This is a genomic window from Leuconostoc falkenbergense, assembly GCF_014634805.1.
In the GTDB taxonomy this organism is placed as follows: Bacteria; Bacillota; Bacilli; order Lactobacillales; family Lactobacillaceae; genus Leuconostoc; species Leuconostoc falkenbergense.
Genome location: NZ_BMBS01000016.1, coordinates 1 through 17,190 on the forward strand (window position 1 = coordinate 1; position 17,190 = coordinate 17,190).

17 protein-coding genes are annotated in these 17,190 nt (G+C 39.0%); 2 read left to right on the forward strand and 15 right to left on the reverse strand.

The window, feature by feature from the left end; translation table 11 throughout:
* Positions 1–41: 41 nt before the first annotated feature.
* The 9 genes from IEU71_RS04580 to IEU71_RS04620 all read right to left on the reverse strand — a co-directional run bounded on the left by IEU71_RS04580 (position 42) and on the right by IEU71_RS04620 (position 8,344).
* Positions 42–2,285, reverse strand: a complete 2,244-nt coding sequence (locus IEU71_RS04580) for a DNA internalization-related competence protein ComEC/Rec2 (RefSeq protein WP_080534230.1) — start codon at positions 2,283–2,285, stop codon at positions 42–44.
* Entirely contained in the window at positions 2,285–2,929 is a 645-nt protein-coding gene (locus tag IEU71_RS04585; protein ID WP_036067975.1) for a helix-hairpin-helix domain-containing protein, read from the reverse strand. The genes IEU71_RS04580 and IEU71_RS04585 overlap by 1 nt, the downstream gene beginning before the upstream one ends.
* Positions 2,930–3,009: 80 nt before the next feature.
* On the reverse strand, positions 3,010–4,101 hold the full coding sequence (locus IEU71_RS04590; RefSeq protein ID WP_080519111.1) for a SepM family pheromone-processing serine protease: 1,092 nt from the start codon (positions 4,099–4,101) through the stop codon (positions 3,010–3,012).
* Entirely contained in the window at positions 4,085–4,573 is a 489-nt protein-coding gene (gene coaD, locus IEU71_RS04595) for a pantetheine-phosphate adenylyltransferase (RefSeq protein WP_036067981.1), read from the reverse strand. Before coaD ends, IEU71_RS04590 begins: the two co-directional genes overlap by 17 nt.
* Positions 4,574–4,576: 3 nt before the next feature.
* Positions 4,577–5,131 (reverse strand): 16S rRNA (guanine(966)-N(2))-methyltransferase RsmD, encoded by a 555-nt coding sequence (gene rsmD, locus IEU71_RS04600; protein WP_036067984.1) that lies wholly within the window; start codon positions 5,129–5,131, stop codon positions 4,577–4,579.
* Positions 5,132–5,137: 6 nt separating this feature from the next.
* A complete protein-coding gene (locus IEU71_RS04605) occupies positions 5,138–5,449 on the reverse strand; it encodes a YlbG family protein (protein WP_036067986.1) in 312 nt (103 codons plus the stop codon).
* Positions 5,446–6,618, reverse strand: coding sequence for an FtsW/RodA/SpoVE family cell cycle protein (locus IEU71_RS04610; RefSeq protein ID WP_036067989.1), 1,173 nt, complete (start codon positions 6,616–6,618; stop codon positions 5,446–5,448). Before IEU71_RS04610 ends, IEU71_RS04605 begins: the two co-directional genes overlap by 4 nt.
* On the reverse strand, positions 6,618–7,685 hold the full coding sequence (gene pepA, locus IEU71_RS04615; protein ID WP_036067991.1) for a glutamyl aminopeptidase: 1,068 nt from the start codon (positions 7,683–7,685) through the stop codon (positions 6,618–6,620). Before pepA ends, IEU71_RS04610 begins: the two co-directional genes overlap by 1 nt.
* On the reverse strand, positions 7,682–8,344 hold the full coding sequence (locus IEU71_RS04620) for a 2,3-bisphosphoglycerate-dependent phosphoglycerate mutase (RefSeq protein WP_036067995.1): 663 nt from the start codon (positions 8,342–8,344) through the stop codon (positions 7,682–7,684). Before IEU71_RS04620 ends, pepA begins: the two co-directional genes overlap by 4 nt.
* Positions 8,345–8,569: 225 nt before the next feature.
* Here IEU71_RS04620 and IEU71_RS04625 point away from each other — a divergent pair, with 225 nt between their 5' ends.
* On the forward strand, positions 8,570–9,922 hold the full coding sequence (locus tag IEU71_RS04625; protein ID WP_036067998.1) for an MATE family efflux transporter: 1,353 nt from the start codon (positions 8,570–8,572) through the stop codon (positions 9,920–9,922).
* 157 nt (positions 9,923–10,079) lie between these two features.
* Positions 10,080–11,387, forward strand: coding sequence for an NCS2 family permease (locus IEU71_RS04630; RefSeq protein WP_036086278.1), 1,308 nt, complete (start codon positions 10,080–10,082; stop codon positions 11,385–11,387).
* Between the two features lie 94 nt (positions 11,388–11,481).
* Here IEU71_RS04630 and recN read toward each other — a convergent pair whose 3' ends face one another.
* From recN to xseA, 6 genes are read right to left on the reverse strand one after another with little or no spacing between them, the layout of a single operon-like run.
* Positions 11,482–13,155 carry a DNA repair protein RecN gene (gene recN / locus IEU71_RS04635; RefSeq protein WP_036068002.1) on the reverse strand — a complete coding sequence of 558 codons (1,674 nt, stop codon included), beginning with the start codon at positions 13,153–13,155 and terminating at the stop codon, positions 11,482–11,484.
* A gap of 35 nt (positions 13,156–13,190) precedes the next feature.
* Positions 13,191–13,646 carry an arginine repressor gene (locus tag IEU71_RS04640; RefSeq protein WP_036068007.1) on the reverse strand — a complete coding sequence of 152 codons (456 nt, stop codon included), beginning with the start codon at positions 13,644–13,646 and terminating at the stop codon, positions 13,191–13,193.
* Entirely contained in the window at positions 13,639–14,475 is an 837-nt protein-coding gene (locus IEU71_RS04645; protein ID WP_181809845.1) for a TlyA family RNA methyltransferase, read from the reverse strand. The genes IEU71_RS04640 and IEU71_RS04645 overlap by 8 nt, the downstream gene beginning before the upstream one ends.
* Positions 14,472–15,380 carry a polyprenyl synthetase family protein gene (locus IEU71_RS04650; RefSeq protein WP_036068011.1) on the reverse strand — a complete coding sequence of 303 codons (909 nt, stop codon included), beginning with the start codon at positions 15,378–15,380 and terminating at the stop codon, positions 14,472–14,474. Before IEU71_RS04650 ends, IEU71_RS04645 begins: the two co-directional genes overlap by 4 nt.
* On the reverse strand, positions 15,373–15,597 hold the full coding sequence (locus IEU71_RS04655; RefSeq protein ID WP_036068013.1) for an exodeoxyribonuclease VII small subunit: 225 nt from the start codon (positions 15,595–15,597) through the stop codon (positions 15,373–15,375). Before IEU71_RS04655 ends, IEU71_RS04650 begins: the two co-directional genes overlap by 8 nt.
* Complete coding sequence (gene xseA / locus IEU71_RS04660; RefSeq protein ID WP_036068015.1) at positions 15,590–16,867, reverse strand: exodeoxyribonuclease VII large subunit; 1,278 nt, start codon at positions 16,865–16,867, stop codon at positions 15,590–15,592. The genes IEU71_RS04655 and xseA overlap by 8 nt, the downstream gene beginning before the upstream one ends.
* Positions 16,868–17,190: the final 323 nt, after the last annotated feature.

The window sequence follows — 17,190 nt, forward strand, 5'->3', positions numbered from 1 at the left end:
GTTTTAGACAATTACCATTAAAGGCGCTGCGGCTTTTTTATTCAAGTGTTCGGTTTAATTTTACAATCTACCATATACTTAATCATACCATGTATTTGGGTATTAAAAACTGACATTTGGTTTTTTTGCAATGTATCTAACGTTTCCTGATGTGGGTGATGATAACGATTATTTCTACCAGCAGAAATAATGCCAATGCTTGGTTGCCATTTGGAAAGTGTTATTGGATCGGTCGCTGTTTTGGAACCATGATGTCCTAGTTTTATCAAATCAACCTTCATTTCAGGATGTCTTTCTGCAAGTAATCGCTCACCTGCCCTGTCCAAATCCCCCGCAGTTAGAACGCTCATACCACCTAAAACGCCGTATAGTGCAACTGAATCTTCATTAGCAGCTTGTCCTGCTGTTAGAGGATGATATATTTTCAACGGTAAATCATTAACTTGATTCTTTTCAGTGACCTCAATCACCTTTGCTTTTTTTAGATATGGCAAAATTTGGGTTTTAAAACTTTGCTGCGATTGCATACCTGCGGGCATCAAAACTTTTTTGACATGCATGAGACGTAAAATGTCTTTAGCATCGCCAATGTGGTCTTGATCGTGATGTGTTAATACTAAATGATCAATCGTATTAATTCCTAAGCTATGCAGATAATTAACAATAACAGTTTCTCCTTTTGTTCTTTCATATTGCTTGATTTGCCAGGATTGTTTCGAACCAAATATCACCTGACCCCCAGTATCAATAATCGTCACCGTATGGTTAAATGGTGTTCGAATTAAAGCTGCGTCACCTTGACCGATATCAAACGTCGTAAATTCACCCGTGAATGGTCTCCTGATGCTAACAATCGTCAATATTAATAATAGCAGCCACAATATTCGCACATGCGAAACAATTATTTTCTCTCGACAAAACATGCAAAAGCCTAACACAACTAATAATGTTGCGATCCATTCTGGCATTTTTCCAATGACAATATTACCAGGTAAAATTGCCAGCCAATCAATCAACATTGCAAAAAAATGAATTATTGCATTGGCACTATCTACAATTATTGAGAAACTCTGTCCAAAATATCCTAACATGACTAATGGTACAATAATGGTTCCAAAAACAGGAATAGCCAAAATGTTAACAACTGTTTGCAATATATGCCAAGTAAATTGTTGCTGAATAATCAAAGGAAAACTAACGATGCTCATCAAAAGATTAGTTTGCCAAAAAGATAATTTTTTTGCAAAAGCTAAACAAAAAGTGAGCAAAAACGAAAGTTGTCCGCCCAAAGTTAATAATATTTGCGGTGAAAAAATCAAACTAATTAATAAACTAATCGCCCAAATATCATACGATTTAAATTTACTATAATGAATTTTTTGCCATAATATTAGTTCACCAGCAACAATGGCGCGTATCAAAACAGATGGCTCGCCAGCAAAAATAAAATAAATAATTAAAATGCCCGACAAGGAAACAATCGTAACTTCTTGTGGAATCCATAACCGCTTTGCTAAACCTATGATCATCATAATTAAAAATGATACATGAAACCCAGAAACACTAAACAGATGAATTAATCCCAATGTCTGTACACCAGGGTTATCATCATATAATGCTTGTGGAGTCACGCCTAAAATCAATGCCTGTGAATATTCACGAAGTGGCTTGGGCAACAAATCAGTGTTATGTATTGCCCGACTGTGCCAAGAATGAAGCTGATATCGTATACAACTGAATATATCAGATGATACTATATTTTCAACCTGCCAAGACGTCACACTAAATTGGTGTGTGATGTTTTTTGTTGCATAGAATTGTTGCGAATCAAATTGATTAAAATTCGTTGCTGAGCGAATACGTGTAAGGTCACCTGTCGCGTTAAACTTAAAAACATTAACACGCTTGAGCCACTCGCACTTGATTTGTTGAGTAGGAAGTGTCCAATACAACTTAACGATAATACCATTATCTAAAGTAGCAATCGCACTTAAGCCATCACCGTCAATGCTAACATTATCCGGTAATATCATACCTGTTAATTGCACGTTTTTTTGGTCGACTATTGCTGCTTGCTTTTTCAAATCTGTAACATCACTGAAAAAGTAAATCATAAAAGGCAGTATCAAAATAATGCCTATCAGAAAAAAACGTACATGACGTTGCCACAATATTATAATCAAAATACCAAAAAACAATGACCAACTTGCCAAACATGGTCGATAGATAACCCCAGATAGAGCCGCCACTATCAGCGAGAATAATAATAGCTTTGCATTTTTCATTAAATCGCCAGCTGATCTTTAATAGCTTCAAAACGCTTTACACCAATACCAGAAATTGATTTAAGCTCTTCAATCGATTTAAACCCACCATGTTCCTGACGATAATCAAGAATCTGATCAGCCTTCTTTTCGCCAATTCCTTCTAAGTTTTGAAGTTCTTCTTTAGTTGCAGTGTTAAGATTAATAGCTATTTTAGTTTGACCTGAACTCAAAGCCTCAGTACCATAGTTTGTCGGCACTTGCTCTCCTTTAACAGGTACATACAAAACCTGCCCATCAGTCAATCTTTGTGCCAAATTAACCTGGTTCATATCTGCTTCTGCCCGCTGACCACCAGCCTTTAAAATAGCAGTTTGTACCCTTTCCGATGTGTCTACCTGATAAACACCTGGTTTATTAACCGCACCTTTGACATCTACCATAATAACTGCTGATGTTTGTTTGCACGTCGATTTTTCTCGACTCTCAGAGTGCAGAATTGACTGAGATGTCTGAGTGCTAGGAATGCTCTGAATTCCCTTCGCAGACTGTTCATGTCGTGGCCACAGTAAATAAACTGCTCCTATCACAATAATAAGAATGGCCGCACCTATTTGTTTAACAAGTGTGCTTTTCCCCTTAATCAAGTCGAATATATCTAACATTTTTCACCTCGTACTTTATAGTACTAAATCAAAATAAAAAAGCTTAATGAACTTGGTAAACATCCAAGAACACTAAGCTTTTAATTAGTACTGTCTGTTGTTTTGATAATTGTACCTGATTTAAGATAGTTGACAGCATCATCAAATGTTTGAACCGGAATAACTTTCAACTTTGGTGCATACTTTTTCGCTGTATCACGTGCTAACATGTAATTGGTTTTGTGCTGTTCTTCATATTTCAGCAATTCTTTAGTGGGTTTAACGTATGGTGCAAAGAAAACAGTTGATCCTGCTGCCTTAGCAGCCATAATTTTCTTATCAATACCGCCAATTTCGCCAACATAACCATTAGCGTTCATTGTACCTGTACCAGAAATATTACGACCGTTCGCCAACTTATCACCTGTCAGCTGATCATAAATTTGTAACGTGAACATAAGACCACCAGATGGTCCACCGATTTGACCAGGATCAACACTCACTTTAGGTGTAGTTGTGACAGCTACGTTGTCAGTTAGGACAATGCCAATACCAGCTCGTCCGTTAGGATATTCTGGTGTCTTGGTACCTGGAAGCTTGATTGTGGTGCCTTTTGCCTGACCACTTTTATCATCACGCGTATATGAAACCGTGACGGTTGTGCCTTTTTTCTTATTAGCCAAATACTTAATAAAACCATCTGAATTTTCATAATGGTGACCATCAATTGCCGTAATCGTGTCACCAACTTTGATCGTTTTTTTGAAATGTGATGTGTCTGATACACTCAAAACATATATACCACGGTATTGCGTAGTAATTGGCTTATTTGCTTTATTGAAAGCAACTTGCTCAGCATTTGCTATCGCACTTTGCATGTAAAAATCCTGAACTTTACTGAAAGTAGCAGAAGATTCACCGCCTGTCACATCCGCTTCACTTGCATATGACAGATGCGGATTAATTTTGGTTTGTAAAAACTTAAAACCATTAGCTTGAGTCAAGAAAACCGACGTAATTCTATATTGTCCTTTGGCTGTATCTTTCTTGCCATCAATGGTCACAAAACGAGACAAATCATCTGCTTCACCTGGTGACTCTATATAACCATTCAATGGCCACACACCGGCAACAATACCAGCTAAAACTAGAACAGAAACGACGGCAACAATTATTTTATTCTTTTTGCGCATTCAGTCGCTCCTTCAAAGCTGCCACAACAACAGGTGGCACAAATTTTGCCATATTTTCGGCACCCATACTCCCAATCTCTTTGACCATTGAGCTGGATATATTTTGGTTTTCTGGCTTAGCTAACAATAGCACTGTTTCGACATCGGCTAAAGCACTATTCACACCTGCAATGTCACGCTCATACTCAAAATCTTTACCATTACGCAGACCACGAACAATATATTTAGCACCAATTTCAGCCATAAATTGTACCGTTAATCCAGACATAATAGCCACTTCAACATTGGGTAAATCTTTGACCGCCTCGGTAATCAAGGCTTTTTTTTCTGCTGGTGTGAACAATGCTGACTTACTAGTATTGTTGCCAACTCCTACGACAACTTTTTCAAATAAATAACTTGCTCTTGTAATGATGTTCAAATGTCCATTCGTTAATGGATCAAAACTACCTGGAAACAGTGCGATACTCATATCTTATCCCTCATATTGATAGATTGTCACGACGGTAATACCATAATGCTTTTGTTGAATAATTCTAAACTTTTTATCTGCTTCTGGCAAGTTGGCCGCATCATTGCTTTCAGCTAAAATAACAGCACCCGTATTAAGTAATCCCATCTCAACCATTTTTGCCATATCAGACGCAATCGTTTCTTTGGCATAAGGTGGATCCAAAAAAACTAAATCAAATTGTTTATTTTCAGTATCAAATTTTGACAGCGCTTGTTGAGCTGGCAATTTTAAGATTGTGAATTGATTTTCATGGTGTGTTTTTTTGACATTGTCAGTCATAATCTTGATAGCCTGATACTGACGGTCAACTAATGTGGCATGTGTCATCCCACGTGATACTGCTTCAATACTTAATCCACCAGTACCAGCATACAGATCTAAAACTTCCCCTTCATCTAGGTAAGGCATCAACATGCTAAACATCGCCTCTTTGACTTTATCTGTTGTGGGTCTTGTTTTATCACCACTAACCGCATCTAGTCGTGTGCCACGAAAATTACCTGAAATTACTCGCATAATTTATCAGTCACGGACTGGTTGTGCGTCATCCGTGATTCCTCCCTCATCATAATTTTCAAAGAAAATATCATCATGCATATCACCTAGTTCAGGATCAATATCTGGCCGTGGTGACGTAACAACATGCTTCACAAATTGGTATTGTTGTAACTTACTGACAACTTCAGTAACATTTTCTTCATTCAAATATAGTCCGACAAAAGACATCTTTCTCGAAACATAGGTAATTTGGCCAAACTTTTTAAGTTGTTGTGCGTGACGTACATGGCTTAAATAAACATAAACAGCACGTCGAGCTTGTATTTGAAATGTCATTGATAATCCTTTCTAGCAACCATATCATTTGGATGAATGTCGATTGCCTTTTTCTGATGGGCAGCAATATTAAGTGTGAGCCCGATAGCTGCACTAAAGGCAATATAAGACGATCCACCACCAGAAATGAAAGGAAAAACCACTCCGGTAATTGGCAAAACACCAATCACACCACCTAAATTAACGAATGCTTGTACAAATAACAGCATTGCCACACCGTAAAGAATCAAACGTTGATACTGATTTTTTTGGCGAATACCCAAGAGAATCAGTCGCGTTACCAATATCAGAATTAACATCAATACAATAACGGTAACAACAGCCCCTAATTCTTCTGTCATCACAGCCATAATAAAGTCGGTGTTTGACTCAGGTAAGTAAGGTTTAATGAGTGAATTACCCAATCCTACGCCAAATAGTCCCCCATGAGCAATAGCATAATAACCATACAAAAGTTGTCGACTTTGATCTGGGTCTGCCCAAGGATTTACGAAATTAATTAGACGCAAAATACTGTAATGCGTGCTACCAGTAAGATGAAATACTTTATTAACAAGATTAATAATTGGTTGCAACAGCGCAAATAGCGCGCTGATAGCAATGAACCAGACAACCATTATTTTCCGAGAAACACCGGACGCTAAGACCATCACAAAAACGATTGCAATCGCAATGAGCATATTACCATTATCCGGCATAAAAAATAACAAAATCAAAGATAGCACAGGTGGCCCCCATATTTTCAGCTGAGCTAACGGCTGACGTGAAATTTTCACCCCTGCTTGCCAAGCCACTCGTGTCAGAATATGGGCACAATATAAAATTAAAATCAGTTTCAGAAATTCAGCCGGTTGTAATGTCATAAAACCTAAAGGAATCCAACCGTGCGCACCATTGACTGCTGGCATGATACGAGCTACGACAAGTAACGCAATAATGCCATACATCAGTATTTTAAGCCACTGTGGTCTACGCCAATTATTAAGATTAAGATGAAATAATGTAAACGCACCAATCCAGCCAATAATAACAAAAACTAATTGCTTATAAAAATTAAGCATTGCTGAATTAGTTAAGCTCGCTGAAAAAACCATCACGACACCTAACGCACTTAAAATACCAAATGGGACAGCAATCCAATAATCTAATTGTCTTAATTTTTTAAACATCAATCGCCCATAATTGTCTTCATGTTAGTTGCATCTAGATTTTGAGCTATTGCAACAACAAACGCTTTAGCTGCTTCAAAATCTTTAATTGACCATACTGTTTGATGTGTGTGAATATATCGTGAGGCGACACCCAAGGCAACTGATGGTATACCGCTTAATTCGCTTTGTGCAGCTGCTGCATCTGTCCCACCTTTAGAAACAAAATACTGATATGGAATGTGATTGTCTTCAGCAGTAGAGAGCAAAAACTCTTTTAACCGCAGTGGCATAACAACTGTTGGATCAAACACCCGTAACAAAGTCCCTTGATCCAATACACCCTGATGTCCCAATGAACCTGCTACATCGTCAGCAGCACTAGAATCAACTGCAAAGAAAATGTCTGGCTTCATCAAATTAACGGCACCGTGGGCGCCTCGCAGGCCAACTTCTTCTTGTACATCTGCGCCCATAATTAATGTGTTTGGTGTCTGAACACTTCTTAAGTCTTCCAAGGCCTCCAAAACTGTTACCACACCAAACCGATTATCCCATGACTTTGACATCACTCGTTTATGATTCGCAGCCATAACTGTCTCAACACGTGGTACGATAAAATCACCTGGGCGGACACCAAACGCTAATGCTTCATTGTCGTCAACAAACCCAGCATCGAATAAAATATCATCAACCGTTGGTAATTGTGGACCATTGGCACTGCCACGCAATAAATGTGGCGATACTGAACTAGAAACAACCGGATATTGTCCCTTGACAGTAAACAGCGTAAAACGTTGAGAACTAATCACTGCTGGATTCCAGCCACCAACTGCAGCAACTTTTAGAGCACCAGATGGCAGGATTTCAGTTACAATGAATCCGACTTCATCTAAATGAGCCGCAAACATAACTCGTGGTCCTTCACCTTTTTTAACACCGTATATGCCGCCCAATCCTTCTTGCGCTATTTCGTCAACCAATGTTGCCAATTCTGCTCGAAACGCTTTTCTAATTGCGTGTTCTTGCCCAGACGTGCCTTGTAATTCTGTATACTTTTTAATTCGTTCCCATGTTGCTGTTTTCATTTGAGATAATGCCTTTCACTAAAATTCGTTTCATATTCATATAATATTGGCTCACCATTACCAATTTCTAAGCCATCAATATCGTCGTCACTAATGTGCTCAATATATTTAATCAGCGCTCGTAAAGTACTACCATGCGCTACCATCAAAACATTTTCACCATTTTTAAGTTGTGGCAATATTTCGGAAGTCCAGTAAGGAATTAAGCGGTCACTAGCCATTTTCAAACTTTCACCGCGAGGTTCGATATTTATTGGATAACGGCGATTCGGACTAACTTTTTCTAATAGTGGCGGAACAGCCGTATAGCTTCGCCGCCATAGAGCAACCTGATTAACACCGTACTTTTCACGCGCAGCGTCTTTGTTAAGTCCACGTAAGGCACCATAATGGCGTTCATTCAAACGCCAAGTTTTGTTAATCGGTACCCACGCCTGCTGCATTTCATCCATGATGATATAAGCTGTAATAATTGCTCGCTGTAAATAAGAAGTATAGACACTATCAAATGTCAAATCATAACGAGACAGAACATGCCCCACTTGATGTGCCTGACGTTTTCCTTTTTCAGTTAGTGGTACATCCGTCCAACCGGTAAATTCATTATCACGATTAGCCGTTGATTCTCCGTGGCGTACCAGCACTAATTTAGCTACCATCCTGAACTCCTTTTTATGCGCTTTCTATATTATAACGTTTTTAAGTTGACGTCGCTACACAGCTATCCATATTACCAAGCTCAACCTTTGATATTATATCTATTTTTAATGTAAAATAAACACTGTTAAAAATTAAAAAACAACGTGCAAAATGCTAGCTAATAAACAATGATTCCGTTAGAATAGATATTCAGAACATATATCAATTTTTTGGAGTGATTTAGAATGAGAGATCTAACACAGGGCTCACCAGCTAAACAAATTTTATTTTTTACAATTCCTTTGGTTATTGGAAATCTGTTTCAACAACTCTATAATTTTTCTGACACACTAATTGTTGGTCAAACACTTGGTGTTAAAGCCTTAGCCGCCGTTGGTGCCACTGGCTCAATCATGTTTTTAATATTAGGATTCGTACAAGGATTCACAGCTGGTTTATCAATTATTACAGCACAACGCTATGGGGCTCGTGATATTGCTGGCGTTCGAAAAAGCATGGCATCAACTTTACTAGTTTCAGGTATTACAACTGTGGTAGTGACTATTACTAGTTTGGTGATTGTTTATCCCTTACTCAAGTTAATGCAAACGCCTGCAGAAATTTTGAACCAAGCTTTTGTTTTTGTTGCTATTATTTTGGCAGGTATTTTTGCCACAATGGGCTATAACGTTACTGCCAACGCATTGCGCGCTGTCGGCGACTCGCGTTCCCCTCTCATCTATCTAATTATTGGCATGGTTGCTAACATTATTTTAGAATTGTGGTTTATTTTGGGGCTTAAATTAGGTGTCGGTGGCGCAGCACTAGCTACCGTTTTAGCACAATTAATTTCTACGGTATTTAGCTTTTGGCATATCTATAAGTACTCACCACTACTACAAGTTACACGCTCTGATCTCAAGTGGGACAGTAAAGATATTCGTATTCATCTTCATGCAGGATTGCCCATGGGCTTTCAAAGTTCCATCATTGCAATTGGCGCGCTCGTACTACAAGGTGCTCTCAATACTTTGGGAACAGATGCTGTTGCCGCAACAACTGCCGCACAGCGCATTGATCAAGTAGCCACGCTGCCGCTCATGTCTTTTGGTATTACAATGGCAACTTTTGCAGCTCAAAATTACGGCGCTAGACAGTTTGACCGTATTTTAATTGGTGTTAAACAAGCTTTAGTCATGAGTATGGGATTTGGTCTGTTCATGGGTATCATTGAAATTCTATTTGGTGATCTCGCAGTAATGTTGTTTGTTGGTTCAGGGCAACATGAAGTTTTGAACTTAGCGCAACAATATTTCTGGGCAAATGGTGCCTTTTATTACATCCTCTCGGCTTTATTTATTATCCGCTATGTATTGCAAGGCCTGAACGATGCAAAAACTCCCACCTACGCTGGTATTGCAGAATTAATTATGCGCACCGTAGCCGCCGTTGTTCTAGTAGGACCATTTGGCTTCTTTGGTGCTAGTCTCGCAAACGTTTTGGCTTGGGTGGGTTCACTGGTCGTTATGATTCCAGCCTATCGCAAAATCGTTAAAAATTTAAAGCAACAAACAAAAATCATCATTTCCGAACAATAAATTGACAACATTCGTTTTAAAAGCGCTTTCATTTGTTTTCTATTTAGAATGTTGCGATTTTTTTATTATTTCATGGTCTTTTACACTTTAATTGTGCGCTAATGACTGCTAGAATAAGACAGTACGTTTTACGTAACTAATTATTTGGGAGGCAATCATGTCAACGATTGCACATTATTTCAAGTTTGATGAACTCAATACGAATTTCCGTACTGAATTCATCGCAGGTCTCACTACTTTTGCGTCCATGGCCTATATTTTATTCGTCAACCCCACTGTTTTGGGGGCTGCAGGTATGGATAAAGGCGCAGTTTTCACAGCTACTGCTATTGCGTCAGCCGTGGCAACTATTTTCATGGGTGTTGTTGCACTTTATCCAATTGCAATAGCACCCGGGTTAGGTGTCAATGCCTTCTTTGCTTATTCAGTTGTAATTGGTATGGGCATTAAATGGCAAACTGCAATGGCAGGTGTCTTTGTTGCAGCAATCATCTTTGTTATTTTGACATTATTCAAGATTCGCGAGAAAATTATTAATATTATTCCCAAAAACCTAAAATTAGCCATTGCCTCTGGTATTGGACTGTTCATTGCCTTTATTGGTTTACATGATGCTGGATTAATCGTTGCCAATAAAGATACTATGGTTGCTTTAGGCCATTTGACCGCACCTACATCATTGCTATCAATTTTTGGCATCATTGTTACTTTTGTCTTAATGAGTCGCAAAACACCTGCGGCAATTTTCTTTGGTATGATTATAACTTCAATTGCAGGTATTTTAACTGGCTTAATCAAATTACCATCAGCTATTATCTCACCAGCACCATCTTTGGCACCAACTTTTGGTGAAGGTGTCATGCATATTGGTGATATCAATTCAATTCAGTTAATTACTGTCGTCATCACTTTTCTACTCGTGACATTTTTCGACACAGCCGGCACAATGATTGGTTTAGCAACGCAAGCCGGCTTTATGGAAAATAACAAAATGCCTCGCGTTGGTCGTGCTTTAATGGCGGATGCCGTTGGTATGACGGTGGGTGCAGTCATTGGGACCTCACCTACCTCAGCATATGTTGAATCGTCTGCCGGAATTGCCGTAGGCGGTCGATCAGGTTTAACATCTGTATTTACAGGCATATTTTTCTTGTTTGCATTGCTATTTTCGCCATTGCTTTCTGTGGTCACTTCACAAGTCACTGCGCCAGCCTTGGTTGTTGTCGGTGTGTTAATGGCTGAAAATTTGAGAGAAATTGATTGGGAAGACTTAGCGATTGCTGCACCAGCATTTCTGATTGTCATTGGTATGCCACTGACTTACTCGATTTCAGATGGTATTGCACTAGGATTTATCTTATACCCTATTACAATGATCGCAACTGGTCGTGCTAAGAAAGTTCACCCACTAATGTACATTTTAGCAGTCATTTTCATTGCTTTCCTACTTATTATTGCTAGTTAACAACGATTTAAAAGACCACCCTGTTAGATGAATAGATCTAACAGGGTGGTCTTTTTTCATATTTTATTTTCAATTCATGTGACAGCTACCAAAATTAATTTGAGATTTTCTCTCGTAAGTCGCGCGCATTAGCCAAGGCAGTATCAGTCACGTTATCTCCCGATAGCATCATTGCGATGGCATGTATACGTCCCTCTTCATCGAGCGGTGTCACCTGTGTAATCGTGCGATTTTGTTCTGTTGTTTTTGCAATCAAAAAATGGTGAGTTGCAGCCGCTGCTACCTGTGGCAAATGGGTAATTGCTAACACTTGTGAACCTTGAGCAATTGTTTGCATTTTCTTGGCAATGGCTTGTGCAACACGACCAGAAACACCGGTATCAGCTTCGTCAAATACAATCGAAACAATTCGCTGTTGTTTTGTAAATGTTGTTTTCAACGCTAGCATTAACCGCGCAGCTTCACCACCAGATGCAATTTTGACCAGTGGTGCCATGCCTTCGCCTTTATTGGTTTGAACATAAAAAGCAACCTTGTCACTCCCAGAGGCAATAAAACCTTCAATCGGCTCAAAATGAACCGCAAATTCTGCCCCATTCATTAATAAATCTTGTAACTGTTGGTTGACATCATGCTCTAATCGACGGGCTGTTTGCTGACGAACTTCGTGAAGCTTTATTGCCTTCTGTCTTAAGACCTGGCGCAAATCATTTTGTTTAATCTGCAATTGTTCCACATTGTAACCGTCATCGTTCACAACACTTAGTTCTTGTTCAATTTTATCTTGAAATGCTAACACATCACTGACAGTAGCACCATATTTACGCTCAAGTGTGTGAATGAGTTGCAAACGATCATCTATCCGAATTAATTCAGACTCATCATAAGTTAAATCATTAAATTGTTCTGTCACATCTCGTGCAACTTCTTGTGCAGTATAATAAGCATCTGAAATAGTTTCAGATAGCTCTGCATAGACAGCATCATATGCCGAAATAGCCTGTAACTGTTGCATTGCTTCCGCCAATAAATCAACTGCACCACCTTGTTCGTCATTAAGTGCAGTTTGAACATTTTGTAAATGATCGGCTATTTTTTTGAAATTGTTCAATTTACCTCGTGAATCAAGTAATTGATTTTCTTCATCAGGTTGTAGATTTGCTTCATGGAGTTCATCTTGTTGAAATTTTAATAAATCGAGTCGTTGTGTAATTTCACGCTGTGATGATTGTATTTTTCGAATACGCGTCGTAATTGTTCTGAACTCCTGAAAAGTGTGGCCATAATCTGATCGTACTTGAGACAATTTTTCGCCGCCAAATGCATCCAATAATGGCAAATGTTCATCTTGATTGAGCAACTGTTGTGTATCATTTTGACCTTGGATATCAACTAAAAAGCTACCAATCATTGCCAATGTTTTTAAGTTGACAAGAACACTGTTAACGCGAATCGTGCTACGACCATTTTGCGTTAATTCTCGATAAATAATTAATTCATTATCATCAAAATCAATGCCCGCTTCAGTCAATAGTTTGTATAGCTGTTCGTTATTTGGCAAGCTAAATACAGCTTGTAAGGTGGCTTTTTTACTTCCATGTCTCACCATCTCAGAGCTTGCTCGGCCACCGGTTAGCATTGACAGCGCATCAATAATAATTGATTTTCCGGCGCCTGTTTCGCCGGTCAAAACACTCATACCAGTCTCAAACTGTAATTCAATTTTTTCTATAATGGCAAAATTTTCAATAATAAGATCTTCTAGCATAAGTTAATTTGTATCGATGATACATTTCCTTTCTACTATTTTTCTAATAATTTTTGAACCATGCTGGTAACTTGGATTGATGGCACCCCGTCCTTTAATAATACGAGGACAGAACCATCATCGCTTAAAGTTCCAAATATTTCTGGAAACTGAACCTGTTCAAATAAATTGGCTACCAACTGGCCATTTCCGGGTTGTACTTTTATCATGACCATGCCACGCTGCGCACTTTGGCTTAAAAAAGCTTGTTGTAGTATACGACGTAATCGTTGCAAATGAGGACGATCATCTTGTTTCGGCAAGTGATATAAAAAACCACCATGTGAATTTGGCACCTTAATCAACCCTAATTCATTAATATCACGCGAAATAGTCGCTTGTGTGACCATTTCTCCTAACGTTTCAAAGTGAGCAACAATATCCTCTTGACGACCGATAGCATGTTCTTGAATGAGTTGAACCAATGCTTTTTGGCGAGCTTTTTTATTCATTGGCATCTCCTGTGTGATTTAGCTGTTGGTAGGTTGATGTCAACAGTTGATCAACATCAATATCATCAGCTATCTTTGGGTCTTCTACGCGTTGTAATACAGCTAAAAACTCGATATTTCCCTGACCACCCTTAATTGGTGAAAAAGTCAATTGTTCAACTGCAAATCCTTCACGCACCATCATGTTAATTGTCTGATTTAACACTTCGCGATGAACTGCTGGGTCCTTGATAATACCATTTTTGCCCACGTGCTCACGGCCAGCCTCAAATTGCGGTTTAATGAGTGCGACAACATGACCGTTCTTCGCAATAATGTCAGCAAGAGGTGGTAAAATGAGTCCCAACGAAATAAAGGAAACGTCAATTGTAGCAAAAGTTGGTTGCCCAAATGTAAAATCAGTTAGTTTGGCATAACGAAAGTTGGTATTCTCCATTACTTTAACACGCGCATCACGACGTAATTTCCACACCAACTGATTTGTACCAACGTCCAAAGCATAAACTAATTTAGCGCCATTTTGCAACGCAACATCCGTGAAACCACCAGTTGATGAACCGATATCCAATACAATCTTATCTTTTACAGATAATTCATAGGTGTTCAAAGCTTTTTCTAATTTTAGACCACCTCGGGATACATACTTGAGTTTCTCACCCTTAAAATGTAATTCAGTTGTCACTGGTATTTTTTGTCCAGCTTTATCTAAACGTTCTTCATTTTCGCCAAGAATTTCGCCAGCCATAACAGCACGCTTTGCCTGTTCGCGCGACTCAAAGAGGCCTTGTTGGACTAATAATACATCGACACGTTCTTTATCAACACTCATGATTTATCTCCAATAAAAGTGATTAATTCTGATAACAACTCTGGGTGAAAACGATGATTCTCCCGTGCAATGTCATTCAAAATCGTCTGGGCATCATTCAGATAATTATCGCGTATTCTCTCAGCTGCGTTAACACCTACTAGATGTGGTAACGCATTGACTGATTCAGTTGTATCTTGCTGAAAATCATCCAGATCATCCTGAATTTGAAAGGCCAATCCAAGCTTTTCTCCAAAGTCAGCTATTTTCGTTACTAAGTCAGGATTAAAAGTCTCATCATTTGCGCTACCTTTAACCAAAAGCGCGCCTGCTTGCGCAGCGTAACGCAATAAAGCCGCGGTTTTAGGTTGATAAATTAATGATAATAGACTTTCTTGGTCAAAATCACTCTCAGCACCATCATGATTTTGCATATCATGTATTTGGCCAAGCACCATACCATCTGCCCCTGCCGCTTCCGATAAATACTGCGTAATTGACACAATTGACGCCATCGTGGGTGCGCCAGACACTGTCAACGCCCGCGGAATGACGCTGAATGCACCTGTTAACAAAGCATCCCCTACCAAAATAGCATTTGCCTCGCCATACAAGGCATGCACACTAGGTTTACCTCGTCTTATCAAATCATTATCCATTGCCGGTAGATCATCATGCACTAATGAATATGAGTGAACCCATTCCACTGCCGTCGCAATTTTGAGTTGGCTAGGTGTTATCAATTGTTCAAAGCTATCTATAACAATCAAGGTTATTAATGGTCTCAAACGTTTGCCACCATTCAACACAGCATATTTCATCATCGCAACTAAATCATCATCTGAGCTAGCTTGAGATAAGTCATTTTCCAGTTGCGCATTAATTTTTGGCAACCATTCATTTTGAAATCCCTTTAAATTAGTCATTTGTTAATTCCAAATCCGATAATTCCCCATTATCATCCATTACTTTAGCTAATGTTTCTTCAGCATTTTTTAGCGTTTTTTGCAAATCTTTAACCAAACCAACACCAGTTTGAAAATCAACCAAGGCAGTTTCTAATGGTCGATCACCTTTTTCTAGTTGACTTACGATTGTTTCTAATTGTTGTAATTTTTCTTCAAATGTCAATTGTTCACTCATGTTTTACTCCTGTTATATTTGCAACTACACTACCGTCAGCAAAGCGTACATTGATTTCATCGTTTTTATCTAATAACGTTACACTCCGAACTACTTTTTCATTTTGAGTCACAATCGTATAACCACGCGTCAAAATTTTCAATGGGCTTACAAGATCTAACTTGGCACTCAATAGCTGCAACCTTTCTTGGGCCGGTTGCAATAAATGTTTTTGAAGTTGTTGCTGTCTTTGCACAATCGTGGTGTAGTCGTGTTGTGCATTAGTTAGTCGTTGATGCGTGAGTCGCACTAATGACCTAGCTGCTTGATCGACACGTTGATTATATCCTGTATATAATCGATCTGGTTGTTTGAAAAGGACATGATCAGTCATCCTAGTTAAACGTTGCTTTTGGGTGGTGATGATTTGCTGTATTCTTGTCAACTGGCGTACTTGTAATTCTTGTAATCGAGATTGTATTTGTGCAAGTGTAATGGGCGTTGATAGTTCAGCCGCCGCTGTCGGTGTTGCCGCACGGCGATCTGCCACAAAGTCAGCCAGCGTATTATCTGTCTCGTGTCCAACAGAACTAATAACTGGTGTTTTAAGTGCGGCAATAGTACGTGCTAGCTGTTCATCATTAAAGGCCCACAAATCCTCAATGGAACCACCACCACGACCCACAATAATAGTGTCAAATGCCATATCATCAATTCTGTTAAGCTGCCGAATAATTGTTGGCGCAGCTTTATCTCCCTGCACTACTGCTGGAAATAAAATAACTTGTGCTGTGGGAAATCGACGTTGTACTGTACGGGCAATGTCTTCAATAACTGCACCAGTCGGTGATGTGACGACTGCTATTTTTTTAGGAAATAATGGAATATCTTTTTTAGGTAAATCAAATAATCCTTCTGCCTGCAATCGTTTCTTCAATTGTTCATAGGCTAAAAATAATTCTCCCACACCGTCTGGTGACATTGACTCCAAAATTAAGGAATACGAACCACGTGGTTCATAAAGTTCCACACGACCCACAGCGTTAATTTTCATGCCCTCTTCAGGCTGAAATTTGATTCGCTTCTGATAACCAAACATGGAAGCACTGATGACCGCATTCCCCTCAGAATCTTTGATTGAGAAATAGAGATGCGGGCCACGTCGTCGTCCCATGTTGGAAATCTCACCTGTAACATAGACTTTTGCGAGATAAGGATCCGCATCAAACTTGCGTTTTAAATACGCAGAAAGCGCTGCTACTGTTAAATATTTATTATTTGTTTCTGACATGGTACCTCTCGATTGTGCATAGTGATTATATATAATAATTATACCTGAAAAAATGCATAAAAAAACAACTAACCTGAAGGCTAGTTGTTTAGTTTGGCATGCCAGATGCGCTCTGACGGGCGATTACTAGTTGTCACACTAATAATAAAGTCGCGTCACCTCAGTGTTAACACTGTTAGTCATGGTGAGATGAGATAGTTCCACAACACACTCATCATCTGCATCTATACGAGATTTGTGACTTAACACGGCAGACCGCCTTCGGCGCTAATTCTTCAAGCGCTTCGACTCATCGCATAATTCAATGATACCAAATATGTTCA